We start from the raw sequence: 24,825 nt of genomic DNA on the forward strand, positions 1-24,825 counted from the left end.
CGAATCAAACGCTCCAGCAATCGTTTGCGAACGATCTGCCGCGCCATTCACAAGTCAAACATTTCCCTTTGTATTCATACACATATCACATTTTAATCACTCGATTTAAACGGATTTTATGACATTACCGATCTTCATGACCGAAACTCACAATTTCACATCGCGGAGAATATTGCAGACCTCCACACTCTTTCGTTTTGTAATAGAAACGGAGTCGGAAATTTTCCGCCGCATTGCGTCACCTTTTCGCAAACCGTTTTAAACAAACTCCAGCTTATTTAACTTCCTTTCAATTCATTTTTCCGCACCTGCACATCGCGGCAAACGATCGGTCCGCCGCACTGCCGAGCACTCCGCAACCGTCAGACCCCGATTTTTTGTTGATTGAACGTTCAATAAAAAACCGCTAAGCTCTCGACTTCCATGGATTGGCCCGCCCGGGCGAAGGGAGTCGCGATGCCGAAAGTCGGAATGCGGGAGATTCGCCGCGCACAGTTGATCGACGCCACGCTGCGTTCGATCGACGAAGCGGGCCTGCCCGGCACGACGCTCGCATCGGTCGCGCAACGCGCGAAGATCTCGACGGGCATCGTCAGCCACTACTTCGGCGACAAGGACGGCCTGCTCGAAGCGACGATGCGGCACGTGCTGCGCGACCTGTGGTCGGCCACCACGCGCCGCCGCGTGGCGGCCCGCAAGGATCCGCGTTCGCGGCTGCGCGCGGTCGTCGCCGCGAACTTCGACGACACGCAGGTCAGCGCACCCGTGATGAAGACCTGGCTCGCGTTCTGGTCGCAGAGCATGCACGACCCGATGCTCAAGCGCCTGCAGCACGTCAACACGCGGCGCCTCCATTCGAACCTGTGCGCCGAATTCGCGAAGGCCTTGCCGCTCGCGAAGGCGCGCGAGGCCGCCAGCGGCCTCGCCGCGCTGATCGACGGCCTGTGGCTGCGTGGCGCGCTCGCCGGCGGCCCGATCGACACCCGGGCGGCACTGAAGCTCGCCCACGATTACATCGACCTGCTGCTCGCGTCCGACTGACGCTACGCAGTCGCCCTCAAGGAGATCCTCATGTCCGTATTCGGTTTGCAGCGCCTCTACATCGGCGGCGGTTACGTCGACGCCACGAGCGGCAAGACTTTCGACACCTTCGATCCCGCCACCGGCGAACTGCTCGCGCAGGTGCAGCAGGCGAGCGCGGCCGACGTCGACCGTGCGGTCGCGTCCGCGCAGGCAGGCCAGCGCGAATGGGCCGCGATGACCGCGATGCAGCGCTCGCGCATCCTGCGCCGCGCGGTCGACCTGCTGCGCGAGCGCAACGACGAGCTCGCGGCGCTGGAAACGCGCGACACCGGCAAGCCGATCGGCGAGACGCTCGCGGTCGACATCGTCACCGGCGCGGACGTGATCGAGTATTACGCGGGCCTCGCGACCGCGATCGAAGGGCTGCAAGTGCCGCTGCGCGCCGATTCGTTCGTCTACACGCGCCGCGAGCCGCTCGGCGTGTGCGCGGGCATCGGCGCATGGAACTACCCGATCCAGATCGCGTGCTGGAAGACGGCGCCCGCGCTCGCCGCCGGCAACGCGATGGTGTTCAAGCCGAGCGAAGTCACGCCGCTGACCGCGCTGAAGCTCGCGGAAATCTATACGGAAGCCGGCGTGCCGGCCGGCGTGTTCAACGTCGTGCAGGGCGACGGTTCCGTCGGCGCGCTGCTCACGGGCCACCCGGACATCGCGAAGGTGTCGTTCACGGGCGGCGTCGAGACCGGCAAGAAAGTGATGTCGCTGGCCGGCGCATCGTCGCTGAAGGAAGTGACGATGGAGCTCGGCGGCAAGTCGCCGCTGATCGTGTTCGACGATGCGGATCTCGACCGTGCCGCCGACATCGCGGTGACCGCCAACTTCTTCAGCTCGGGCCAGGTCTGCACGAACGGCACGCGCGTGTTCGTGCACCGCTCGATCAAGGACGCGTTCACGCAGCGCGTGCTCGAACGCGTGAAGCGCATCCGCGTCGGCAAGCCGACCGATGCCGACACCAACTTCGGCCCGCTCGTGTCGGCCGCGCAGCTCGACAAGGTGCTCGGCTTCATCGAAAGCGGCAAGGCCGAAGGCGCGAAGCTGCTCGCCGGCGGCACGCGCCTGACCGACGGCCACTTCGGCAGCGGCCAGTACGTCGCGCCGACCGTGTTCGGCGATTGCCGCGACGACATGAAGATCGTCCGCGAGGAAATCTTCGGGCCGGTGATGAGCATCCTCGATTTCGAATCGGAGGACGAAGTAATCGCCCGCGCGAACGACACGCACTACGGCCTCGCCGCAGGCGTCGTGACCGAGAACCTGTCGCGCGCGCACCGCACGATCCATCGCCTCGAAGCCGGCATCTGCTGGATCAACACGTGGGGCGAATCGCCGGCCGAAATGCCGGTTGGCGGATACAAGCAATCCGGTGTCGGACGCGAGAACGGCATCACGACGCTCGAGCACTACACTCGGATCAAGTCGGTGCAGGTCGAGCTCGGCCGCTACAACCCGGTGTTTTGAATCTCAAAGGAGGAGAACCCGTCATGACGACACGCGAATACGACTACATCATCTGCGGCGCAGGTTCCGCGGGCAACGTGCTCGCAACGCGCCTGACGGAAGATCCGGACGTCACGGTGCTGCTGCTCGAAGCGGGCGGCCCCGACTACCGCTTCGACTTCCGCACGCAGATGCCGGCCGCCCTCGCCTATCCGCTGCAGGGCCGCCGCTACAACTGGGCGTACGAGACCGACCCCGAGCCGCACATGGACAACCGCCGGATGGAATGCGGCCGCGGCAAGGGGCTCGGCGGCTCGTCGCTGATCAACGGCATGTGCTACATCCGCGGCAACGCGCTCGACTACGACAACTGGTCGACGCACAAGGGCCTCGAGAACTGGACGTATCTCGACTGCCTGCCGTACTTCAAGAAAGCCGAGACGCGCGACGTCGGCCCGAACGACTACCACGGCGGCAGCGGCCCCGTGTCGGTCACGACCAGCAAGCCGGGCGTGAACCCGCTGTTCGAGGCGATGGTCGACGCGGGCGTGCAGGCCGGTTATCCGCGCACCGACGACCTGAACGGTTATCAGCAGGAAGGCTTCGGCCCGATGGACCGCACCGTCACGCCGCGCGGCCGCCGCGCGAGCACCGCGCGCGGTTATCTCGACCAAGCGCGTGCGCGGCCGAACCTCGAGATCGTCACGCATGCGCTCGCCGACCGCATCCTGTTCGACGGCAAGCGCGCATCGGGCGTCACGTACCTGCGCGGCAGCGAGCGCGCGACCGCGCATGCGCGCCGCGAAGTGCTCGTGTGCAGCGGCGCGATCGCATCGCCGCAACTGCTGCAGCGCTCGGGTGTCGGCCCCGGCGCGTGGCTGAAGGAACTCGACATCCCCGTCGTGCTCGATCTGCCCGGCGTCGGCCAGAACCTGCAGGATCACCTGGAGATGTACATCCAGTACGAGTGCAAGGAGCCCGTGTCGCTGTACCCGGCGCTCAAGTGGTGGAACCAGCCGAAGATCGGCCTCGAATGGATGCTGAACGGCACCGGCCTCGGCGCGAGCAACCACTTCGAGGCGGGCGGCTTCATCCGCACGCGCGACGACGATCCCTGGCCGAACATCCAGTATCACTTCCTGCCGGTGGCGATCAACTACAACGGCTCGAACGCGATCGAGATGCACGGCTTCCAGGCGCACGTCGGCTCGATGCGCTCGCCGAGCCGCGGCCGCGTGAAACTGCGCTCGCGCGATCCGAACCAGCATCCGAGCATCCTGTTCAACTACATGGCCGAAGCGCTCGACTGGCGCGAGTTCCGCGATGCGATCCGCGCGACGCGCGAGATCATGCGGCAGCCCGCGCTCGACCGCTATCGCGGCCGCGAACTGAACCCGGGCGCCGACTGCAAGAGCGACCAGGAACTCGACGCGTTCGTGCGGGCTCGCGCGGAGACCGCGTTCCATCCGTCGTGCTCGTGCAAGATGGGTTACGACGACATGGCGGTGGTCGACGAAGAGGGTCGCGTGCACGGGCTGGAAGGCCTGCGCGTCGTCGATGCATCGATCATGCCGATCATCACGACCGGCAACCTGAACGCGCCGACGATCATGATCGCGGAGAAGATCGCCGACAAGATTCGTGGCCGCCAGCCGCTCGCGCGTGTCGACGTGCCGTACTTCGTCGCGAACGGTGCGCTGGCGCGCAACGTCGCGAAGGCCGTGCGGCAGCCGGAGACGGTCTGACGACGGCGGGCGTGCTGCCCGCTCATCGGCATACTGACGAAACGCCGCCGGCAGTGATGGTTGGCGGCGTTTTCGTTTCTTTTACGGTGACTTGCGCGGAAGCGAGTTCCCGACTTGCAGCCATGTGATCACATCGGCCGGATGAGTTCGCGGGCGCACGCGTTTTGAACGGCTTGAGGACTTCTGAACCGTTCGCCAGCCGGTTCATCTTCACCGGCGAGCGCGGCCCGCGGGACCCTGGCGTAGCAGGGCAACGTTCTCGTTGATGCGGCCTTGGATCGTGCGCAAGGTATCTCGAGTAATAACCCGCGGGTACATGTTCTCGGCCATGTCCGAGAATTGGCTGGCCACTTCGCAAATGCCGTCAATCATTCTGCCGGCAACGTCCTGGGGCACTTCGGCTTCCTCGGCAAGCCGAAGCATATGCGCGCGGGCAATCTCCAGTGCCTCACCCATCACGTCCATTTGGTGATATCCACCGGGTCCCTCGCAGAAGGTCACATCGTAGGCCGGCGCCAGTCTCCACTGACCATTTGGCGCCATGACGTAGGAGAAGTTCTTGGGATGGTCGTCTCGGTTGTTGAACGCGACGTTGAAGACGGCGCGCTCGAAGGCTCTCCCCATCTCTCGCACGTCGTTGGTACAGATCTGGGTCGCCCGCAAGAAGTTGAAGTAGTCCAACGACCCCGCAACCTGGTAATCGGCCCCCGTAAACGCCGCGAGACTCTGCATGGGGACGCGCAATCCATCATGCCGATCAAAGCGCTTGCTGGCGAACGCCGCCAGCCCATTGGGCAAACTGAAGTACTGCGTGTCCGGGGTCTCGATGCCACATCTGCGCAGACATTCGGCGTAGACCATCTCGATGGCGCACACCTCGGCATGCTCTTCTCCGCCCGGGAACTTGACCAGCCAGGCGTCGAAGCCCGGCGTGACGGCCGTGGTAAGCCCACCTGTTTGCGGATCGCGATAGACCAGGGCCTTGGGCCTTGCACCTTGGGGCGAGCCGCCCACCAGCAGCAACGTCTGCAGGAACTCACTACCTTCACCGTGGAGCACTTCCTGCACTTCGGCAGCAAGCTGTTCCAGCGGGATGTGGACGTCCGGCGCCTCTCCTTCGGGTGCGACGGGTTCAAACGTCATGGCCCCCATCGCGTTGCTACCGATATAGGCCAACCGCTCCAGGGCACCAATGCGGGCCGTGTTGAGTCCACGGCGCCTGAACATACGGTCCATCAGCAGCATGCCCCACCCGTCTGGCAAGGCGTCATAGACAGGCCCCGGAAGTTGCAACTGATGGCCCGGGAAATCTCGCCGCAACTGAGGGCCCTCCAGCGGCAGCGTGTACGAAGACAGCTCCAGGCCCCTTTGCCTGGCCTCGTTGCTGTACTCGAACACGATCAGCGGGCGACCGGTCAGGGCTGTCGTGGAGACCAGCGTGCCCCAATGCCATCGCTCCCCCCAGCCCTCGTAGAAGACATTCACCTGTTCAGGCATTGCTGGACTTCCTCCTTGTACGGAGGCGCTTGGCTGTTTTCTCGTAGCGCAGAATGTCCTCGATGCTGTCCAGCTTTGGCTGGAACAGACCTTCGAACTCCTTGATTCGGCCGAGCGCCATCGCCACCCGGACCACGGCCTCGAAGCCGACATTGCGCCCGGCCTCCAGGTTGGACACGGTGTTGACCCCAATGCCGGCACGCCCGGCCAGATCCGACTGAGTCATGCCCAGAGCCAAACGCTCTGTGCGCAAGCGATCGCAGAGGCGCTTGACGACCTCACTCGGCTTGCTAAAGCTTAAATCCAACATAGTGTGCATCTACCCCCTTCTATGCCGGTTAACACCCAAAATTATAGAATTAACGCCACCTTGGTTCAAGAGGCGTAATTCCTCAATTCCACGCCTTATCGGCAAAATTATGCAAATAACCACAACATAATGGAGTTAAGCAGCTCCGCGGCAAAGAAGCGGCCGATCAGACCGTCCCGGGGCTGCGCGGACTATCCGGGGCAGTGATGGCTGCGGATATCCATATCTTCACCGACCAAGCGCACCCGGTGCGAAGCCTGTGTCCAGGGTCTCCGTGGTGGAGCCGGATGCTGCACAGCGCCTGAAAAATGAACTGGCTGCGGCGTTGCCAGCCGATCCCGTCGTCGCAACAAAGGCCATGCAGCGGCGCCTTCAACAAGGTGGCGAGGCCGTCGTACACGGGATGGGTGAACCGGATCGTGTACTTCGTCGGTTCGCTCATGCCGCCGGCACCTTCGAAGGCAAAGATGTCCGCGAGCGCGGCGCTCTTCGCCCTGGGGCATGCCCAGGCTGCAGGACGGGTGGATGTCGACGCCCGCACGTGCGGATGGAACGACAAGAACGCTGCTCGCGTGCGTCGTCGTGCGTTACTTCGTCGCGAAGCCGGCAAGGCAGCCGGAGACGGTCTGACGACAGCGGGCGCACTGCCCGAACGCCCACGCGAAACGCCGCCGACGATCACCGTCAGCGGCGTTTTTCATTTCCGGCTCAACCGTTGTTGACCTCTTGCCGCAAACGCTCGACGTCGACGTGCTTCAGGTAATTCGTGATGTTCTGCCAGATCGGATGGAATCCGTAGCCGCCGTGCTGCAGTTCGTCGAGCGCCTGCTCGCGCGTCCAGCCCTGGAACACCATCCGGTACAGCGCCGACACGAGCCCGGTGCGATCGGCGCCATGCTGGCAATGGATCAGCACCGGGCCGTCCTGGTCGGCGGTCCGCAGCGCCCTCAGCGCGGCAACCATGTCTTCGTCGCGGATGTACCACGTATTGATCCGGATGCGCTGCATCGTGATCTGCGTGCCGGCCAGGATGCTGTCGTCCGCGTGAAACGCGCGGAAGCTGATGACCTTGCGGATGCCGAGCTTCTGCAATTCCGGCACGTCTTCGCGCGAAAGCTGCGCGCTGCGGTACAACGTCGGCGTGATGCGATGCAGGTTGTTCACGCGTGCGTCGGCAATGTTTTGCGCCCATTGGATCGGGCGTGAGGAAACGCCGGACACCGGGTCCGCCTGGGCCGGCTGCACGAGCCCGGCAAGCGTAACGGCGATCGCGGCAATGAAGGCGATTTTCATATCGGTTCGGTGTTCAGTGGAATGCGCGCTTGCGCTCGCGCGACAGGATGAACAGGACGATCGCGGCGGCGCTTATCGTCCAGTAGTCGGTGGGCGCCACGCCCAGCCAGTGGACATGCCACGGCACGTGCGCCGGGTTGAAGCGGGCAAGACCGTAGGCCGGATTCAGCACGAACCACAGAAAATCCTCGGTCAGCCAGAACACCATGATGCACGCGACGATGCGGGCTTCGATGCGCCACGACCAGCGCGCGTTGAAGATGGGCGGCAGATGGAGGAACAGCGCGACGAACGGGAACACCCACGCGTGGTATCCGGTCATCGGGCGCCCGCCCCAGAAGATATCGAGCAGCCAGTGCTTGTCGATGCGCCAGGTCGGCAGGTTGGCGGCCCAGCCCGCGCTGCCCTCGATCTGGATCTCGACGTTCGCGAAAAAGAACGCGAGCAACATGACCCACGCGACGACGAACAACGTATGGCGCGTCGGCACAAAACGCGCGACGCTCATGCGGCAGGCTCCAGGCCCAGCACGCGATCGAGCACGAAGCGTCCGGCCAGCGGCCGCCCGAGCGGGGCCAGGCGGCGGCGCATGTCGGCCAGGCGCTCCGGCGTCTGCAGCAGCGCGCGGATCCGGTAGACGAGCGCATCGTCGTCGATGGCCTTCAGCGCAACGCCCTGTTCGAGCAGGAAATCCGCATTGCGCTCTTCCTGGCCCGGAATCGGCGAGTTGACGATCATCGGCAACTGCATCGCGAGACATTCGGACGTCGTCAGGCCGCCCGGCTTCGTGATGACGAGGTCGGCACAGGCCATCAGGCGTTCGACCTGCTGCGTGAAGCCCTGCGGAAAGAGCCGGCCCGGATGCTTCGCGGCGAGCGCCTGCAGCGACGCCAGCATCGCCTGGTTCTTGCCGGCCAGCGCGATCAACTGGAAATCGGCGTCCATCTCCAGCAGCCGCGTCGCCAGCACGTCGAGCCCGCCGAGGCCCGCGCCGCCGGACATCATCAGGAACGTCGGTCGCGCGGGATCGAGGCCGAATTCGGCCGCGCAGGCCGCGCGGTCGAGCGGCTGGCCGAACGCCGGCATGATCGGGATGCCGCTGACATGCACCGTTTCAGGCGCCATGCCGCGCGCGTGCATGCGCCACGCGATCTCGTCGTTGGCCGCGAAGTAGCCGCGCATGTTCGGCACGACCCACATGCTGTGCAGGTCGAAATCGGTGACCTGCACCCACACCGGCGTGTCGACGCGGCCCTTGCGGATCTCGCGCGACAGCAGTTCGGCGGGCAGGAAGTGCGTGCAGATGATCGCGTCCGGGCGCTGCCGTTCGATCTCCGCGAGCAGCTGCCGGCAATTGAGCCGCTCGATCGCGCGCCGGATCTTCTGCGACGGCGCGGCGGGATCGACCTCGTCGGTCTTCTGGTACAGGTAGCCCCACAGCGCCGGCTGGCTGCTGACGAGCTTGATGTAGAGATCGGTGTACAGCTTGCGGAAGCCGGTGGACACGAAATCCATCACGTCCAGGTGCGTGGCTTCGATGCCGGCGGGATGGCTGCCGGCGAATGCGCGGATCGCTTCGGCCGCGCGGGTATGCCCGGCGCCGGCGCTGACGCTCAGGAGAAGGATTTTCTTGTTTTGCTTTGACATCTGACTGACCGTATCGATGAAGGTGATCCGGACTCGGATTCGGCAGCGGCGCTCTCACGCAGCTGCGTCTCGCGTCCGGCTTTCAACAAGCTTGGCGGATCTTCGGCGGCGCGGGCGATCGGGTACTCCGAATCGATCGATCGCCGGCATCGACTGCGGAATCATACTGCGTCCGGTCGATGCGGCCCGGATCTGCGGCTGCCGCGCGGTCGGTCAGGTTGGCATGGCCCGCGTGCGCATCCGCTTTGCGCGGACGATCGGGTTCCATCGCGACGTCAGGCTCATCGCGTCGCGCAGGCGCTCGAACGCGACATCCTCCTTCGGTCCGAAGCGGCTGACTGCCGGCCGCGCGAGCACGTCGTCGAGCCACGTCTGCCAGGTGTCGCCATGAAAACGACGGCCGATTTCCCGCACCGCGTCCGGCGCTTCGATCACGATACCCGCCAGCAGGTAGTACGCCCAGAAGCTGCCCGCGCCGACGAGTCGGTCGAGCCGGCACACGGACAGCGCCGCGAGCAGCCCGTCCACCGACGCGAGATCGGCCCGATGCGTGCGGATCGCCCGCGCAACGAGGTTGTGCTGACCGCCGTACGCCACAACGGAAATCCCGTTGCCGGCGGCGAGCTCGGCCGAGAACATCGCGAGCGCGGCCATCTCGTCGATGCGTGATGCGTCGTCGCGCGGGCCGCACACGCGCAGCACGATCGCGTCGATGATGGCGCCGGGACGGGCCGATGTTTCCGCAGTCGTCGCCGCGACGACGGCCAGCCTTTCTCTCAGGTTCTTCGCAAAGGGCGCCTCGCCCTGCCCGTCTCTTTCATCTACGGTGCGTTCGCCAGCGTCTTCGCCGTTGCATTCGACACCGCCGGCAATCCGTTCAAGTGCAGCCCAGCCGACATCGGAATCGTCGAACGCGCATGCGTCGATCACGCCGTGCGCGGCTTCGAACACGGCGCGCGAACCGGCGCAGCAGCGTTCGGCTTCAGCGAGCTGCCGCGCGGAAGGCACATGCGAACACGCGCCGAGCGGGTCGGTCGCGTCGCAAGCGCAGCCGCCGCCATCCGTTGCGATCCACGGCGCGAGCCGGTGAAGAATCTCGGTTGCGTTGCGAGACAGGTTCGTGCCTGCCCTCATGCGTATCGCATGTGACGCAACGACGGTCGCGTCGCCGGCGTCGCCCGCCGCCGCCACGCAAGCGGCAGCGCCGAGATGTTCGATCAGGTACTGCAGCCACGCAGCCGTGCGCAGCCGGTCGGGCGTCGCGCCGCGGGCATCGCCATACTTCGCTGGGTCGGTGAGCATGGGTCGTCCGGGAGTGTTCTGGCCAATTGGAATAATGTTGTTTCAGTCAGCGCGGTACACCGCGCCGACCTTGCAGGTCCGCCCGCATCGGATCGCGACACGGGCGGCCAATCGGCCGTCGCGCCGATACGCGCGACGGCACGAATGCATCGAAGCCGCGGACACCCGCCGCGCATGCCGCACGGCCCTCACGCACGGCGGGCGCCCCGTTTCGATCGTGCGACGCTTACTGCACGTGGAACTTCGGCGACGTCGTGACCGTGCCGGACACCGTGCAATTCGGCGTCAATGCAGCGTTATTGAACGTCAGCGACGAGTTCGGATCGTTCCATGCCGTTACCACCTTGCTCGGGCCGCACGCGCCGAGCAGCGCGACGTTCACCTGCACGTTGTTGATCGACAACTGCGTCGTGCTGTCGGCCTGGCCCGTCCACGGCGACGTGCTGCTCGCGCTGCCGCTGATCAGTCCGCACGTGGCGCCGCCGGTGAACTGCGTCGACGTGATGTGAACGATGCCGGTCGACGTGATCGTGCCGTTGAACGTCGCGTTGCAGGATGCGGCAATCGATCCCTTGCTGAGGTTCGTGAGCCCCGATACGGAGAACGGTTCGCCGTTCGGGTTCATCGGCTGCCCGTCGGCACGCGAAACGGTGACTGCGAAAGCAGGCGCGGCCGAAACCGCGGTGAAAGCCACTGCAGCAACAAGCGATACGATTTTGCGAATGCTCATTTGAACTGCCCCCTCTCTTCACAAATGGCGGCACGCCGCCAGGAACGCAACCGTCCGGCCGGAACAACCCGGCCAGCCGGTCGCAGGAAGCCGCCGGCGCGCGTCATGCGCGCCGGACGGCTCAGAACTTGTAGGAAATGCCGACGAACGTGATCAGCGGATCGGCCTTCAGCCGCGTGCGCGTGGTCGCGAGCGTCGACCCGTCCGCCGCCTTGATCACGAGCGACGAGTAGGTCTTCAGCGGCATGTACGTCAGCGTCGCGGTGAGCCCCCAGTGCTTGTCGATCGCATAGCTCGCGCCGACGTTGTAGACCGGCGTGAACGACGACGACGCCTTGCCCTCCACCGACGTCGGCCCCGGCTTGCCGGCACCGGCCGCGAGCACGCTGCCGAGGTTCTCGTTGATGTCCTTCGCGAAGTTGCCGTTCAGCTCGATGTTGCTGAACCAGCTGTAGGCCACGCCGATCCCGACGAACGGGCGGAACTTCGCCGTCGGCGCATTGAAGTAGTACTGAAGGATGATCGTGGGGCTCCACTGCCGCGCGTTCTTCACGGCCGGCTGGTTCGACGTCTTGTCCATGTCGACCGAGCCGAGCGAGCCGGCCGGGCCCGGCGGACGGATCACGCCGTGCCCGGTCAGCGTGAACTCGGGCGGCACGCCGAGCACCGACGTCACCGCGATGTGGTCGGTGAAGAAGTGTGTGAGCGTGAGGCCGACCGTATCGGCGTTGTTGACCGTCAGGCTCGTGCCCGGCGACGTGAACGACCCGGGCAGGCGCAGCGGCCCGTTGATCGGCATGTTCGCGAGATTCGTCGTCAGCCCATTGGTCGAATCCTGCGGCATGATGTGCAGCCAGCCCAGCGTCGCGACGTTGTCGCCCGCCTGCTGGGCCGATGCGAGCGTCGACATGCCTGCGACGACACCCGCGACAATCAGCTTCTTCATGAAGTCTCCCTCTCATTCTGTCCGGGCGCCGCGCACCTGCGCGCGGCGCCGCCGTGTCTCCGTCCGGGTGCGGTCACTGCACGAACGCGCCGACCGTGAAGTACGGGTTGCTCGTATCGGCCATGTCGAGGAACCCGAACACGCCGCCGGTGAACACGAACTTGCCGGTCGCCGGCCCCGACGCCGCGTCCGCATGCACGGTCGCGACGACACCCGGCACCTTCTGCGTGAAGTCGAGGTTCAGTGCGCGCGTGAGCGCGGCCTGCGACGCGTTGAACGGATCGAGCAGCGTCGCCTGCGCGCCGACGAGCGCGGTCGCGCGGTAGTTGAACGCGCTGTCGACACCCGTGTACTCGCCGTTCTGCGAGCCTTGCGCGATCGCCGTTCGCGGGCTCAGGAACGAGATGCCCGATTCGTCGTCCGCGCTCGGCGAGCCCTGCGTGAGATCCGCGTTCGCGGCACCCGTGCGGATGAAGATCGGCACGAGCTGGTTGCGCAGCTTGCCGACGATCAGGATCCCCTTGCCGGCCTTCGCCGGATCGAGTGCGGCGAGCGTCGGCGGAATCTGCGGCTGGTAGTTGAGCGACTGGAACGCTGGCGCATCCGCGCGCAGCGTGAACGACTGGTTCGCGGTTGCGCTCGACGCGAGCGGCTGCCCGCCGTTCTTCTTGCCGAAGTTGTCGGTCTCCACGTAGCTGCCGTCCGCGTTGATCGTCACCTGCTGGTCAAGCGCCACCGGCTGGAAGTTCTGCGACGGCACCTGGTGATAACCGAGCTGGTTGTAGGTCCCGGCAATCTTCGTGAGATCGGTTTCCAGCGACGAGAAGCTGATGAACGGGTAATACGGGAACGTCGTCTTCGGAATCCTGCCGACGCCGATCACGCCGTCGAACTGGATCGTCGCGCCCGGAATCGCGCCGCCCAGCACGCCTTCGCCGAGGAACAGCCGCGCGGGCCGGCTCGGGTCGAGGCTCGCGTTCTGCATCCGGAACGTGCACTGGTTCAGCTTCACCGTCGGCAGGCCCGTTTCGTCGGCCAGCGTGCCGTCCACCACATTGGCCGGCGCCGTGTCGCGCGTCGGCTGCACGGTGCCCGCGGTGGTCGGCACCGGCGACGCGAGGTAGGTCATCCGGTACGTCATCTTCGTGGTGTCGAGCTGCACTTTCACGAGTTCGCCCGACCCGGAGCCGCCGATGAACACCGTGTTGTAGTCGATCGTCTGCGGGCACAGCCGGACCACCGGCGCGGGCGGCGGGTCGCCGTCGCCGCCGCACGCAGCCAGCACGGGCGCGAGCGATGCCGCGGCCATCCATTGTTTCAAATTCATAGGAATCCTCTTGAAATTCGATTCGCCGGCGGCGACGCGTGCGCCGCCGGTGTTACGTGTTCAATGCAGGGTTACTGGACGAACGCGCCGACCGTGAAGAACGGGTTGACCTTGTTGTTGTTGACGACCATCGCGTAGACGCTGCCGGCCGTCACGAGCCAGCCCGTATCGCCCTTGCTGAAGATCGCCACGTTGCCGTTCGCGCCCTTCGCATTGAAGTCCTGCGTGGCCGTGACCTTGATCTTGCCGGGCGTGGCCTGCGTGTAGTCGAGCGAGAACAGCGAGCTCACCGACGACGTCTGCGGATCGATGAAGGCCGCGGTATTGCCCTGGAACAGCGTGGACGTGTAGTTCGCGGCGATCGTCGAGACGGCGGTGCCGTCGTTGCAGGTGCCCGCTTCCGGCAGGAAGGCGTTGCCGTTGAAGGTACCGGGCAAGTCCGGATGCGGGATATTGACGTTGAAACTCGGACCGCCCGTCGCGAAAGCGCCCGTCGGTCCGTTGGACGTCACGATGCCGCATGCCGACGCGCTGGTTGCACCGATGTACCCGCCTTTCAGCGAATTCGCCGCGATCGCCTTGGTCGACGACAGCATCGAGATGCCGACTTCGGCATCGGCGACCGATGCAAGGAGGTTGCTGGGATCGATATGCGTGTAGCCGACACGAATCACGACCGGCACCAGCACGCCATTCAGCTTGCCGACGATCATGATGCCCTTCGCCTGGCTGGGGGCCACAATCACGATGGCCGATCCCTGCCCTGCGAACGGATAGACGACCGTGCCGACCTGGTTTGCCATCGCATTGCTCACGAAGACGTTATCGGCCGATCCGTCGGCGTTTTTACGCAACGCCCATGGCGATCCAGTGGTCTGGCACGAGTAGTCGCTGCCCCGCGTGATCGTGCACGATCCATCCGCGTTGAACGTCTGGTTCCAGTTGATCACGTCAGGCTGCCAACCAACGGGCCCCAGCAAGTTCTGATAGTTGGTGCCGACCGGCGACAGGTGAATGCCGACCTCGTTGTAGTTGCCCGCGACCTTCGTGAAGTCGGTTTCCGTTTCGATGAAGCCGATGAACGGATAGAAATCGAACGTGCGCGACGGCACCACGCCGAGGACGAGACCCGGAATCGGCTCGAGGCCCGCGAACGCGATCGTCGCCCCCGGAATCCCGCCGCCGACCACGCCATTGCCGACGAACAGCATCGGCGGATCGGCACGATTGATCGTCACCGAATACGCGCCGTCGCTCGTCGCGCCGCTATCGAGCACGAACGCGCAGCGGTTCTGCTCGGCGGTCGGGAGATTGGTCGGATGATGGAACGCGCCGCTGATCGTCAGGCCCGCGCGCGTGTTGTTGACTTGCCCTGCCGACGTCGGCACCGACGATTCGATGAACTGCATCTGGTAGGTGAGCTTGGTCGTGTCGAACTTCACCTTCACGTATTCGCCGCTGCCGGCACCGCCCGTGTAGGTCGTCGTGTAATCGAGCGAATCCGGGCACAGCTTCGTCACGACGGGCGGCTGCGTGATCGGGCCGCTCGGCCCGCATGCGCTGCCCGAGCACTGCGGCACGTTGATCGGCCCCGGATCGTCACCGCCGCCGCAACCGGCCACGAACGGCAGCACCAGCACCGCGCACGACAGGATCGCCTTCCGCCATTCAGGAATGCAAATCATCAACCCCTCCTTTTCAGGTACGACAAGTCTCGTCCGGACGGGCTGCATGGCCCGCCGGTTGGTATCGCGCCGCCGCAACAACGCGCGGCGCATGATGGTGTTCGCAAGGCAACCGCTCTGCCGCTCATGCAACTGCGACGAAAGCCGCGGCGGCAGACAAGCGCTCTCCCGCGGCGCCGTCATGCGGCACGGCGCCGTCGGAACGATCGAAACGGAAAGTGGTTCGCCGCTACACGGCGATGCGACAACGCAGACAGGCGACCTGCGTCGCGCCTGCATTCAGCGAAAAACTGGGAAACGGCAGTCCGGCTGGCCTCGCGGATACGCGTCGCATGAATTGGTCTCCGTACGTACGCTTGATTCGTTATCGTGATGCGTCGTTTGTCGAGACTATGATCGGACGATACGCACAAGTAAATGGATGCAGAGTTCCAAACGGCCGGAACCACGCGATCCTAGTGTTTTCACGGTGTTTGACAGATTTTCAAACGGCCTTCATTTTATTTGCTCAGACAAATAGATGGCCCGATCGGCGGCCCTGCGCGGCAGGCCGCTCCCCGCGCCGGGCGGGCGACGCGGCCCGCAGGCGGCGTCGCGAACGCGGCCGCGCAACCTTACACGTCGATGATCGCGAGCGTGCCGTGGCTGCCGGGCAGCACCGCGTGGCGCGTGCCGGCGAGCGCGAGATACATCTGCCCCGCCTCGACCACGACCGTTTCCGCGCCGACTTCGAGCATCAGTTGGCCGTCGAGCACCAGCAGCCCCTCGTTGTAGTCGTGCACTTCCGCTTCGTACGGCTGCGCGTCCATGCGCAACACCTTGATCCTGGCCGGCCCGACCTCGCCGACGATCGTGGATTTCCACGCGACGGCCTCCGCGGCCGCAACGGATCTGAAATCGATCAAAGACATTCGCACTGCTCCGTGAACCGTGAAAGGAACGCATTATCGCGAGCGCCAGGCATGCCGTCCCGGTACGGCGCAAAGGCGTTCGGGCGGCACAATCGGCGGGCCGGCCGCCGCACGGCCGCGCGAAAACGCGATCGCCGTCCGGCTCGCCGAAAATAGTCCAAATTGTTCGAACAACTCAAACAAAGCGCCGCTTTATTGAGCAACACTCGAGCATTTCGAGCAAATCCGGCACCCACAACGCCCGGCCTTTCCACCGGAATGCATTTCCATCTGCCGGTTGCTAATATGGCGGTCCCGCGATCCCGCACCACAACGCCGTTCGACATGACGCCCGTTCGCCATGCCGTCCCCGATCCCGGCCGCTTCGCAGCGGCGGCTCCGGGCACGCGCGGCACACACCGTCGCGCCGACCGGCCGTGCCATCCGTGAGCATGCAACCGATCCTTTCCGTCTCCGACCTCTCCAAGACTTACGCATCCGGCTTCCAGGCGCTGAAGCACGTGACCCTCGACATCCGTCCCGGCGAGATCTTCGCGCTGCTGGGGCCGAACGGCGCCGGCAAGACGACGCTGATCGGCTCGATCTGCGGCATCGTCACGCCGACCGAAGGCCGCGTGACGGTCGGCGGCCACGACATCCGCGATCAATACCGCGCGGCCCGCGAAATGATCGGCCTCGTGCCGCAGGAGCTGACCACCGACGCGTTCGAAACCGTGTGGGCGACCGTGTCGTTCAGCCGCGGCCTGTTCGGCAAGGCACCCGATCCCGCGCACATCGAGAAGACGCTGAAGGCGCTGTCGCTGTGGGACAAGCGCGACAGCAAGCTGATGACGCTGTCGGGCGGGATGAAGCGCCGCGTGATGATCGCGAAGGCGCTGTCGCACGAGCCGCGCATCCTGTTCCTCGACGAGCCGACGGCCGGCGTCGACGTCGAGCTGCGCCGCGACATGTGGAAGCTCGTCGATTCGCTGCGCGAAAGCGGCGTGACGATCCTGCTGACCACGCACTACATCGAGGAAGCCGAGGAAATGGCCGACCGGATCGGCATCATCCTCGGCGGCGAGCTCGTGCTCGTCGAGGACAAGCACGAGCTGATGCGCAAGCTCGGCAAGAAGCAGCTCACCGTGCAGCTCGAGCATCCGCTCGCGGACATGCCGCCCGCGCTCGCGCCGTTCGGGCTCGAACGCGCGGACGACGGCGCCGCGCTCGTCTACACGTACGACTCGCAGCGCGACGACGCGAGCATCGCGACGCTGATCAACGCGCTCGGCTCGGCCGGCATCGGCTTTCGCGACCTGCACACGACGCAGAGCTCGCTCGAGGATATTTTCGTCAGCCTGATCGACAACCGCCGCAACGGCGCACAAGGAGCCTGACGCGCATGAACCTTCATGGAATCCGCGCGATCTACCGCGCAGAAATGGCCCGCACGCGCCGCACGCTGATGCAGAGCATCATCGCGCCGGTAATCTCGACGTCGCTGTATTTCGTCGTGTTCGGCTCCGCGATCGGCTCGCGCATCAGCGACGTGAACGGCATCGGCTACGGGTCGTTCATCGTGCCGGGCCTCGTGATGCTGTCGCTGCTGTCGCAAAGCATCTCGAACGCATCGTTCGGCATCTACTTCCCGCGCTTCACGGGCACGATCTACGAGATCCTGTCCGCGCCCGTGTCGTACTGGGAGATCGTGATCGCCTACGTGGGCGCGGCCGCGTCGAAGTCGATACTGCTCGGCGTCATCATCCTCGCGACGGCCGGCCTGTTCGTGCCGCTGCATATCCTGCATCCGTTCTGGATGGTGCTGTTCCTCGTGCTGACGGCGGTCACGTTCAGCCTGTTCGGCTTCGTGATCGGCATCTGGGCCGACAGCTTCGAGAAACTGCAGCTCGTGCCGCTCCTGATCATCACGCCGCTCACGTTCCTCGGCGGCAGCTTCTACTCGGTCGACATGCTGCCGCCCGCGTGGCGCATCATCACGCTGTTCAACCCGATCGTGTACCTGGTCAGCGGCTTCCGCTGGTCGTTCTACGGGCTCGCCGACGTGCACGTGTGGATCAGCCTCGCCGCCACCGGGTTGTTCCTCGTGATCCTGCTCGCGATCGTCGCGTGGATGTTCCGCACCGGATACAAGCTGAAAAACTGACGCACCCGGCGCCGCCCGCCGATGACGCATTTGAGCAAGCAGGCGGCGCTTTTCCTCTGATGCGGCACTTTGTGGTCGCGTCTACTGAATACCGAAGCATCGGGGCCTTGGAGCATGCGCTGCGAGGCCCCTTTTCATTTCAGAGGACGCCAATGCCCGCCGCCACCGCTCCCGCCTCCGCCGCCGCCCGGCTCGAACGCCTGCCGTTCTCCGGCTATCACAAGCGGATCTTCTTCATCATCGCGATCGCGTTCTTCTTCGACTCGGTCGACCTCGGCACGATGACGTTCGTGCTCGGCTCGATCCGCAAGGAGTTCGGGCTGTCGACCGCGGCCGCCGGCCTCGTTGCGAGCGCAAGCTTCTTCGGGATGGTGCTCGGCGCGGCCGTCGCCGGCCTGCTCGCCGACCGCTTCGGCCGCCGGCCGGTGTTCCAGTGGAGCATGGTGCTGTGGGGCGCCGCGTCGTACCTGTGCTCGACCGCGCAGAGCGTCGACGCGCTGATCGTCTACCGCGTGCTGCTCGGGATCGGGATGGGGATGGAATTCCCGGTCGCGCAGACGCTGCTGTCCGAATTCGTGCCGACCGAGAAGCGCGGCCGCCTGATCGCGCTGATGGACGGCTTCTGGCCGCTCGGCTTCATCACGGCCGGCGTCGTCGCATACTTCGTGCTGCCGCAGTTCGGCTGGCGCACGGTGTTCGCGCTGCTCGCGATTCCCGCCGTGTTCGTGCTCGTCGTGCGCCGCATCGTGCCCGAATCGCCGCGCTGGCTCGAGCATGCGGGCCGGCACGCGGAAGCCGACACGGTGATGAACACGATCGAGGCGAAGGTGATGCGCTCGGCCGGCGTCACGACGCTGCCGCCGCCGTCGCGGCTCGCCGAACCGGTGGCCGCACGCGGCCGCGGCGCGCTGCGCGAGATCTGGAGCGGCGTGTACCGCCGCCGCACGGTGATGGTGTGGCTGCTGTGGTTCTTCGCGCTGCTCGGCTTCTACGGCCTCACGTCGTGGCTCGGCGCGCTGCTGCAGCAGGCCGGCTTCGAAGTCACGAAATCGGTGTTCTACACGGTGCTGATCTCGCTCGGCGGCGTGCCGGGCTTCCTGTGCGCCGCGTGGCTCGTCGAGCGCTGGGGGCGCAAGCCGACCTGCATTGCGTCGCTGATCGGCGGCGGCGCGATGGCGTATGCATACGGCCAGAGCGCGCTGTACGGCGGCAGCATGACGCTGCTGATCGGCACGGGCCTCGCGATGCAGTTCTTCCTGTTCGGGATGTGGGCCGCGCTGTACACGTATACGCCCGAGCTGTACGGCACCGGCGCGCGCGCGACGGGCTCGGGCTTCGCGTCGGCGATCGGGCGCGTCGGTTCGCTGATCGGGCCTTACGTGGTGGGCGTCGTGCTGCCCGTGTTCGGCCAGGGCGGCGTGTTCACGCTCGGCGCGCTGTCGTTCATCGCGGCCGCGGTCGCCGTGTGGACGCTCGGGATCGAGACGAAGGGCCTTGCGCTGGAGCAGTTGGCGGCGGGCGATGAAGCCGGCGGCGGCGGCCGGTATCCGGCGGCGGCGGCGGACGAGGCGTCCTGATCCGCGGATCGGATGGCAGTGTTCTTTCAGGCCGGGATGGCGTTCAGCGCCGTTTCCGGCCGCTGCGTGAACTGACTGGCTTCACGTCCGGTTCGACGCTGCTAGACTGCATCGGGGCACCGGATCGTGCGGCCGTTGGTGCGTCGCGGCGATCGCGCCACGCTGCTGTCGTCGGACATCCTGATGCGCTTCGGCGACGAAGCAACGGACGACCCGCTGCCGGCGATCCTCGATTCGATTACGCGCTCGGACTACCTGCCGTCGCTCGCGCACATGGCGAGCGCGCTGCGCCGCATCCAGGCGCTCGATCTCGACATCATTCTGCCGATGCACGAGCCGGCCATCACGCACGAGACATCCCGCGCGTGCTGGCCGGTGCGATCGCGCATTGCGAGGCCGCCGCGTAACGCACGCGGGCGGAGACGCAAGCGGTGGTATGACGAATGCCCGTCAGGCGCCGGTGACGACGAACTCTTCGGCCGCCTTGCGCTGGATCGCGGCCATCACCGCCAGCTCGCGCTTGCTGCGCGTGTCGGAGGACACGACGCCCGTCGCGTGCTTCGCCTTCGCGCCCAGCGGGAAAAACACGAACGACGCGCCGTCCGGGGCGGACGGCTCGGCGCGCAAGCGTTTGTTCAGGATCTTCAGGTATTTTTTCTTCGAGACTTCTTTAGCAGCCATGGCACCCTCCGCGTAAACGTGGTGAGGTTCAGCATACCAGTTTTGGCGGGGCGCTCCGCGGCAGCGCCCGCCGGTTCGCCCGTCATCGAAAATTCTTTGTGCACGATGTCGATTCGCGCCATTCTCGCGCGTCGTATTGTCGTAACCGATCGTTTTGCCGTCGGCACGACCAGCGGCAACCCCCGATTCCCATTCAAGGAGATACAACAATGCGCGTCATGGTCATCGTCAAGGCAACCGCCGATTCCGAAGCCGGCAAGATGCCCGACACCGAACTGCTGGCCGCGATGGGCCAGTACAACGAGGAACTCGTGAAGGCCGGCGTGATGCTCGCCGGCGAAGGGCTGCATCCGAGTTCGCGCGGCAAACGCGTGCACTTCGCCGGCAAGGGCCGGACGGTGATCGACGGCCCGTTCGCCGAAACCAAGGAACTCATCGCCGGGTTCTGGCTGTGGCAGGTGAACTCGATGGACGAAGCCGTCGAATGGGTCAAGCGCTGCCCGAACCCGATGCCGGGCGAATCGGATATCGAGATCCGCCAGGTGTTTTCGCCCGAGGATTTCGGCGCGGAATTCACGCCCGAGCTGCAGGAGCAGGAAGCGAAACTGCGCGCGGAAATCGACGCCCGGCAGAAATCCTGAACGGCGGGCGGGAGCGGAGCCGGTGCGGTGCCCGCCTGACAAACCCGTAGGATTAACCGAAATATGGTTGAAAGGTGCGGTTGCTAGAGTCGTCCGAACAGGGTTTTCCCGGTGCCCCGGCGCCGGACAGGGTCGACACATGCAAGGATCGATGCACCTGGCACGCGCCTTCTGGCTGCTTCTGCTGCTCGCCGTCACGAGCCCTGCCTTCGCGTTTCATGCGCGGGTCGTCGCGATCCCGAGCGCCGCGATGAGCGAGACGCTCAGGGCGACCGTCGTGCTGCCCGACGACTACGCACGCGCCAACCGCAACGGCGAACGCTATCCGGTCGTCTATCTGCTGCACGGCTCGGGCGGCGACCATACCGACTGGACGTCGAACACGCACATCGCCGCGCTGGCCGACCGCTACCGCGTGATCCTCGTGATGCCCGACGGCGGACACGAAAGCTGGTACATCGACAGCCCGTTCGATTCGGGCAGCCGCTATGAAACCTTCATCGGCGACGAAGTCGTGTCCTACGTCGATTCGCACTTCCGCACGATCGCAACCCAGCGCGCCCGCGCGATCACCGGGCTCAGCATGGGCGGCTTCGGCGCGCTGCGCATCGCACTCGACCGGCCCGACACGTTCGGCGCGGTCGGCAGCATCAGCGGCGCGGTCGATCCGCGCTGCTGCGAGGACGAGCCGGGCATCGACCACGTGTTCGGCGATCCCGGCCGCCATCCGTCGTTCTGGAACCGCAATGCAATCGTCGAAAGCGCGCGTGCGTTCGTGCGCGCCCATCTCGACGTGACGATCGATTGCGGCCGCGACGACGCGTTCGTCGGCTCGAACCGCACGCTGCACGAACGGCTCGTCGCGCTCGGCGTGCCGCACGACTATGCGGAGCGGCCCGGCGGCCATACTTGGGATTACTGGGCAAATGCGATCCGCTACCAGATGCGGTTCTTCGCGGCGTCGTTCCAGCACCGCGGCTACGCGTTCCATCCGGCAACCCCTGCACCGGGCATGACGCGCGCGGGCTGACGCGCACGCCGCGTCGCCGCGCGGCCCGGTGAACCGGTGGTACGATGCGCCGGCACCGACTACCCGACGCCTTCCATGCCGCGCGACAACTTTGCGGACCTGCTCGCCTTCATCGCCGTCGCGCGCGAGCGCAACTTCACGCGTGCGGCCGCCCAGCTCGGCGTGTCGCAATCCGCGCTCAGCCATACGATCCGCTCGCTCGAAACGCGCCTCGGCGTGCGGCTGCTCACGCGCACGACGCGCAGCGTCGCACCGACCGAAGCCGGCGAGCGGCTGCTGCGCAACATCGCCCCGCGCTTCGACGAAATCGAGGCCGAGCTGTCGGCGCTCGCGGAACTGCGCGACAAGCCGGCCGGCACCGTGCGCATCAATGCGACCGACTACATGATCCGCACGCTGCTGTGGCCGAAGCTCGCGCCGGTGCTGCGCGACTACCGCGAACTGAAGGTCGAATTCGTGACCGACTACGGGCTGTCCGACATCGTCGCGGAGCGCTTCGACATCGGCGTCCGGCTCGGCGACCAGGTCGCGAAGGACATGATCGCCGTGCGCATCTCGCCCGACCTGAAAATGGCGATCGTCGGCGCGCCCGCGTATTTCGCGGAACGCGAACGCCCCGCGTCGCCGCAGGATCTCGTCGCGCACGACTGCATCAACCTGCGCCTGCCGACACATGGCGCGCTGTACGCGTGGGAGCTTGCGCGCGGCGATGACACGCTGCAGGTGCGCGTCGACGGGCAGGTTACGTTCAACGGCACGTACGAAATGCTCGACGCGGAGCTCGCCGGCTACGGGCTCGCATACGTGCCCGCCGACCTCGCGGCGCCGCATGTCGCCGCCGGCCGCCTCGACAGCGTGCTCGACGACTGGTGCCCGACGTTCCCCGGCCATCATCTGTATTACGCGAGCCGGCGACAATCGTCGCGCGCGCTCGCGGTGATCGTCGACGCGCTGCGCTACCGTGCATGAGCTGCGCAGGCGTCGGCCACGGGCCGCGATTCATGAATCCACTCGATAAGTGCATGCAGATTGTTGGGGATTATCGATAGGCGCATCCGTCGCTACCATCGTCGGTGTCCCCAACATCTCCCGGAGCCCTCGATGTCCGAACCGACTTCCGCCGCGCACAAAGCGTTCGGCGCCATCGCGCCCGCCCTCGCCGACTACACCGACAACGTGCTGTTCGGCGACGTCTGGCAGCGCGCCGGCCTGTCGCCGCGCGATCGCAGCCTCGTGACGGTCGCGAGCCTCGTGTCGCTGTATCGCGTAAACGAGCTGCCGTTCCATCTGAAGAAGGCGCTCGACAACGGCCTCACGCGCGACGAGCTGATCGAAGCGATCACGCACCTCGCGTTCTACTCGGGCTGGCCGACCGCGAGCTCGGCGCTGCCGATCGCGCAGCGCGTGTTCGACGAAGCCGGCGCGTAAGCACGGCGCCCCTTCCTTCAACCGGCGGGCCCGCGCCCGCATGGAGCCTCCCCATGGATTACCGCTATCTCGGGCGCAGCGCGCTCAAGGTGTCGCCGCTGTGTCTCGGCGCAATGATGTTCGGCGGCGAGACCGACGAAGCGACGTCGTCACGCATCATCGACAAGGCATTCGACCGGGGCGTCAATTTCATCGATACGGCCGACGTCTATCACGCCGGCCGCTCGGAAGAAATCGTCGGCCGCGCGATCGCGCCGTGTCGCGACAGCTGGGTCGTCGCGACGAAGTTCGGCTATCCGGCCGGACCCGACGCGGGGCCGAACCGGCAGGGCCAGTCGCGCAAATGGATCTTCGAATCGGTCGACGCGAGCCTGAAGCGGCTCGGCACCGATTACATCGATATCCTCTATTTCCATCGTGCGCTGACCGACGCACCGCTCGACGAAGGCATGCGCGCGCTGGCCGACCTGATCCGGCAAGGCAAGGTGCGCTATTTCGGGCTGTCGAACTTCAAGGGCTGGCGCATCGCCGAGATCGTGCGCCTCGCGGACCAGCTCGGCATCGATCGTCCGGTCGCGAGCGAACCGCTGTACAACCTCGTCGATCGCACGGCCGAAGTCGAACAGCTTCCGGCCGCCGCGCATTACGGGATCGGCGTCGTGCCGTACAGCCCGCTCGCGCGCGGCGTGCTGACCGGCAAATACGCGGCTGATGCGCAGCCGCCCGCCGATTCGCGTGCAGGCCGCGGCGACCGGCGTATCCAGCAGACGGAATGGCGGCCCGAGTCGTTGCACCTCGCGCAGCAGGTGGCCGCGCATGCGGCCGCGCGCGGCACGACGTCGGTCGCGTTCGCGCTCGCGTGGGTCATGAAGAACCGCATCGTCAGTTCGACTATCGCGGGGCCGCGCACCGAAGCGCACTGGGACAGCTACGTCGATGCGCTGACGCTCGAACTCGGCCCCGACGACGAACGGTTCGTCGATTCGCTCGTGCCGCCCGGCCACGCGTCGACGCACGGCTACACCGATCCCGGTTATCCGGTCGAAGGCCGCAAGGTCTGAAGTCGGGAAGGAATGAACGACTGACATGCCGGGCGGCACGCCCGGCAAGATGACGAAAGCGCGTCGCTCGACGCGCAGAAAAATGGCAGCGGCAGAATCAGTTGCCGCGCGCCGCGTCGGCACTCACCACGCGATCGAAGACTTCCTGCGCACGCGCCAGCTCGTCGAGCGCGCGATCGAGGCGCGACATCGCGCGTGCGTATTCGGCCGACGAGACGTCGTCGTCGCTTTCGCCGCGCACGGCTCGAAAGGCCTGATCGACGTTGCGCGTGGCTTCGACGAAGCGTTGCGCGGCCCGGGCTTCCCGCGAACAGATATGGGTCGACATCGACACTTCTCCCTCAGGATTGC

At 65.7% G+C, this 24,825-nt stretch carries 25 protein-coding genes; 12 read left to right on the forward strand and 13 right to left on the reverse strand.

Going from position 1 to position 24,825, the window contains the following annotated elements:
- Positions 1 to 456: 456 nt before the first annotated feature.
- From betI to betA, 3 genes are read left to right on the forward strand one after another with little or no spacing between them, the layout of a single operon-like run.
- On the forward strand, positions 457 to 1,041 hold the full coding sequence (gene betI, locus GD429_RS17340; protein WP_152858219.1) for a transcriptional regulator BetI: 585 nt from the start codon (positions 457 to 459) through the stop codon (positions 1,039 to 1,041).
- Positions 1,042 to 1,071: 30 nt separating this feature from the next.
- On the forward strand, positions 1,072 to 2,541 hold the full coding sequence (gene betB / locus GD429_RS17345) for a betaine-aldehyde dehydrogenase (protein WP_152858222.1): 1,470 nt from the start codon (positions 1,072 to 1,074) through the stop codon (positions 2,539 to 2,541).
- A 23-nt stretch (positions 2,542 to 2,564) separates the two neighbouring features.
- The gene (gene betA, locus GD429_RS17350; RefSeq protein ID WP_152858223.1) at positions 2,565 to 4,265 is read left to right on the forward strand and encodes a choline dehydrogenase; all 1,701 of its coding nucleotides are present in this window, start codon (positions 2,565 to 2,567) and stop codon (positions 4,263 to 4,265) included.
- Between the two features lie 210 nt (positions 4,266 to 4,475).
- Here the strand turns inward: betA and GD429_RS17355 are convergent, their stop codons facing one another.
- Both GD429_RS17355 and GD429_RS17360 read right to left on the reverse strand, forming a co-directional pair.
- A complete protein-coding gene (locus GD429_RS17355) occupies positions 4,476 to 5,762 on the reverse strand; it encodes a type II toxin-antitoxin system HipA family toxin (RefSeq protein WP_152858225.1) in 1,287 nt (428 codons plus the stop codon).
- Positions 5,755 to 6,069: a helix-turn-helix domain-containing protein gene (locus GD429_RS17360; protein WP_415748939.1), complete on the reverse strand. Its 315-nt coding sequence runs from the start codon at positions 6,067 to 6,069 to the stop codon at positions 5,755 to 5,757. Before GD429_RS17360 ends, GD429_RS17355 begins: the two co-directional genes overlap by 8 nt.
- A gap of 280 nt (positions 6,070 to 6,349) precedes the next feature.
- Here GD429_RS17360 and GD429_RS17365 point away from each other — a divergent pair, with 280 nt between their 5' ends.
- Positions 6,350 to 6,835: a hypothetical protein gene (locus tag GD429_RS17365; protein ID WP_415748940.1), complete on the forward strand. Its 486-nt coding sequence runs from the start codon at positions 6,350 to 6,352 to the stop codon at positions 6,833 to 6,835.
- On the opposite strand, the gene GD429_RS17370 is transcribed toward GD429_RS17365, so the two are convergent.
- From GD429_RS17370 to GD429_RS17410, 9 genes are all read right to left on the reverse strand, one after another.
- The gene (locus tag GD429_RS17370; protein ID WP_152858229.1) at positions 6,781 to 7,365 is read right to left on the reverse strand and encodes a dual specificity protein phosphatase family protein; all 585 of its coding nucleotides are present in this window, start codon (positions 7,363 to 7,365) and stop codon (positions 6,781 to 6,783) included. The two genes, GD429_RS17365 and GD429_RS17370, sit on opposite strands and share 55 nt — an antisense overlap.
- Positions 7,366 to 7,378: 13 nt before the next feature.
- Positions 7,379 to 7,873: a hypothetical protein gene (locus GD429_RS17375; RefSeq protein WP_152858231.1), complete on the reverse strand. Its 495-nt coding sequence runs from the start codon at positions 7,871 to 7,873 to the stop codon at positions 7,379 to 7,381.
- On the reverse strand, positions 7,870 to 9,012 hold the full coding sequence (locus tag GD429_RS17380) for an MGDG synthase family glycosyltransferase (protein WP_152858233.1): 1,143 nt from the start codon (positions 9,010 to 9,012) through the stop codon (positions 7,870 to 7,872). The genes GD429_RS17375 and GD429_RS17380 overlap by 4 nt, the downstream gene beginning before the upstream one ends.
- 213 nt (positions 9,013 to 9,225) lie before the next feature.
- Positions 9,226 to 10,314, reverse strand: coding sequence for a hypothetical protein (locus GD429_RS17385; protein WP_152858235.1), 1,089 nt, complete (start codon positions 10,312 to 10,314; stop codon positions 9,226 to 9,228).
- A gap of 226 nt (positions 10,315 to 10,540) precedes the next feature.
- Positions 10,541 to 11,044 carry an activator protein gene (locus GD429_RS17390; RefSeq protein WP_152858237.1) on the reverse strand — a complete coding sequence of 168 codons (504 nt, stop codon included), beginning with the start codon at positions 11,042 to 11,044 and terminating at the stop codon, positions 10,541 to 10,543.
- Positions 11,045 to 11,165: 121 nt separating this feature from the next.
- The gene (locus GD429_RS17395; RefSeq protein WP_065501258.1) at positions 11,166 to 11,990 is read right to left on the reverse strand and encodes an OmpW/AlkL family protein; all 825 of its coding nucleotides are present in this window, start codon (positions 11,988 to 11,990) and stop codon (positions 11,166 to 11,168) included.
- Between the two features lie 73 nt (positions 11,991 to 12,063).
- On the reverse strand, positions 12,064 to 13,317 hold the full coding sequence (locus GD429_RS17400; protein WP_152858240.1) for a DUF2957 domain-containing protein: 1,254 nt from the start codon (positions 13,315 to 13,317) through the stop codon (positions 12,064 to 12,066).
- 71 nt (positions 13,318 to 13,388) lie between these two features.
- A complete protein-coding gene (locus GD429_RS17405) occupies positions 13,389 to 15,002 on the reverse strand; it encodes a DUF2957 domain-containing protein (RefSeq protein WP_152858243.1) in 1,614 nt (537 codons plus the stop codon).
- 614 nt (positions 15,003 to 15,616) lie between these two features.
- A complete protein-coding gene (locus tag GD429_RS17410; protein ID WP_152858246.1) occupies positions 15,617 to 15,913 on the reverse strand; it encodes a cupin domain-containing protein in 297 nt (98 codons plus the stop codon).
- A gap of 431 nt (positions 15,914 to 16,344) precedes the next feature.
- Between GD429_RS17410 and GD429_RS17420 the strand changes: the two genes are divergently transcribed.
- The 3 genes from GD429_RS17420 to GD429_RS17430 all read left to right on the forward strand — a co-directional run bounded on the left by GD429_RS17420 (position 16,345) and on the right by GD429_RS17430 (position 19,633).
- Positions 16,345 to 17,289: an ABC transporter ATP-binding protein gene (locus GD429_RS17420; protein ID WP_152858248.1), complete on the forward strand. Its 945-nt coding sequence runs from the start codon at positions 16,345 to 16,347 to the stop codon at positions 17,287 to 17,289.
- 5 nt (positions 17,290 to 17,294) lie between these two features.
- Entirely contained in the window at positions 17,295 to 18,056 is a 762-nt protein-coding gene (locus tag GD429_RS17425; RefSeq protein ID WP_085038800.1) for an ABC transporter permease, read from the forward strand.
- 152 nt (positions 18,057 to 18,208) lie between these two features.
- Positions 18,209 to 19,633, forward strand: coding sequence for an MFS transporter (locus tag GD429_RS17430; RefSeq protein WP_152858252.1), 1,425 nt, complete (start codon positions 18,209 to 18,211; stop codon positions 19,631 to 19,633).
- 450 nt (positions 19,634 to 20,083) lie between these two features.
- Here the strand turns inward: GD429_RS17430 and GD429_RS17440 are convergent, their stop codons facing one another.
- On the reverse strand, positions 20,084 to 20,314 hold the full coding sequence (locus GD429_RS17440; RefSeq protein WP_034180778.1) for a hypothetical protein: 231 nt from the start codon (positions 20,312 to 20,314) through the stop codon (positions 20,084 to 20,086).
- A 209-nt stretch (positions 20,315 to 20,523) separates the two neighbouring features.
- On the opposite strand from GD429_RS17440, the gene GD429_RS17445 reads away from it, so the two are divergent.
- From GD429_RS17445 to GD429_RS17465, 5 genes are all read left to right on the forward strand, one after another.
- Positions 20,524 to 20,955 carry a YciI family protein gene (locus tag GD429_RS17445; RefSeq protein ID WP_152858255.1) on the forward strand — a complete coding sequence of 144 codons (432 nt, stop codon included), beginning with the start codon at positions 20,524 to 20,526 and terminating at the stop codon, positions 20,953 to 20,955.
- Positions 20,956 to 21,106: 151 nt separating this feature from the next.
- The gene (locus GD429_RS17450) at positions 21,107 to 21,985 is read left to right on the forward strand and encodes an alpha/beta hydrolase (RefSeq protein ID WP_174417659.1); all 879 of its coding nucleotides are present in this window, start codon (positions 21,107 to 21,109) and stop codon (positions 21,983 to 21,985) included.
- Positions 21,986 to 22,060: 75 nt separating this feature from the next.
- Complete coding sequence (locus tag GD429_RS17455; RefSeq protein ID WP_152858262.1) at positions 22,061 to 22,954, forward strand: LysR family transcriptional regulator; 894 nt, start codon at positions 22,061 to 22,063, stop codon at positions 22,952 to 22,954.
- Positions 22,955 to 23,086: 132 nt separating this feature from the next.
- Entirely contained in the window at positions 23,087 to 23,413 is a 327-nt protein-coding gene (locus GD429_RS17460; RefSeq protein WP_152858265.1) for a carboxymuconolactone decarboxylase family protein, read from the forward strand.
- 53 nt (positions 23,414 to 23,466) lie between these two features.
- A complete protein-coding gene (locus GD429_RS17465; protein ID WP_152858268.1) occupies positions 23,467 to 24,474 on the forward strand; it encodes an aldo/keto reductase in 1,008 nt (335 codons plus the stop codon).
- A 97-nt stretch (positions 24,475 to 24,571) separates the two neighbouring features.
- Here GD429_RS17465 and GD429_RS17470 read toward each other — a convergent pair whose 3' ends face one another.
- Entirely contained in the window at positions 24,572 to 24,802 is a 231-nt protein-coding gene (locus GD429_RS17470; RefSeq protein WP_111018829.1) for a hypothetical protein, read from the reverse strand.
- Positions 24,803 to 24,825 lie beyond the last annotated feature (23 nt).

This window comes from Burkholderia sp. BE17, assembly GCF_009362305.1.
In the GTDB taxonomy this organism is placed as follows: Bacteria; Pseudomonadota; Gammaproteobacteria; order Burkholderiales; family Burkholderiaceae; genus Burkholderia; species Burkholderia pyrrocinia_C.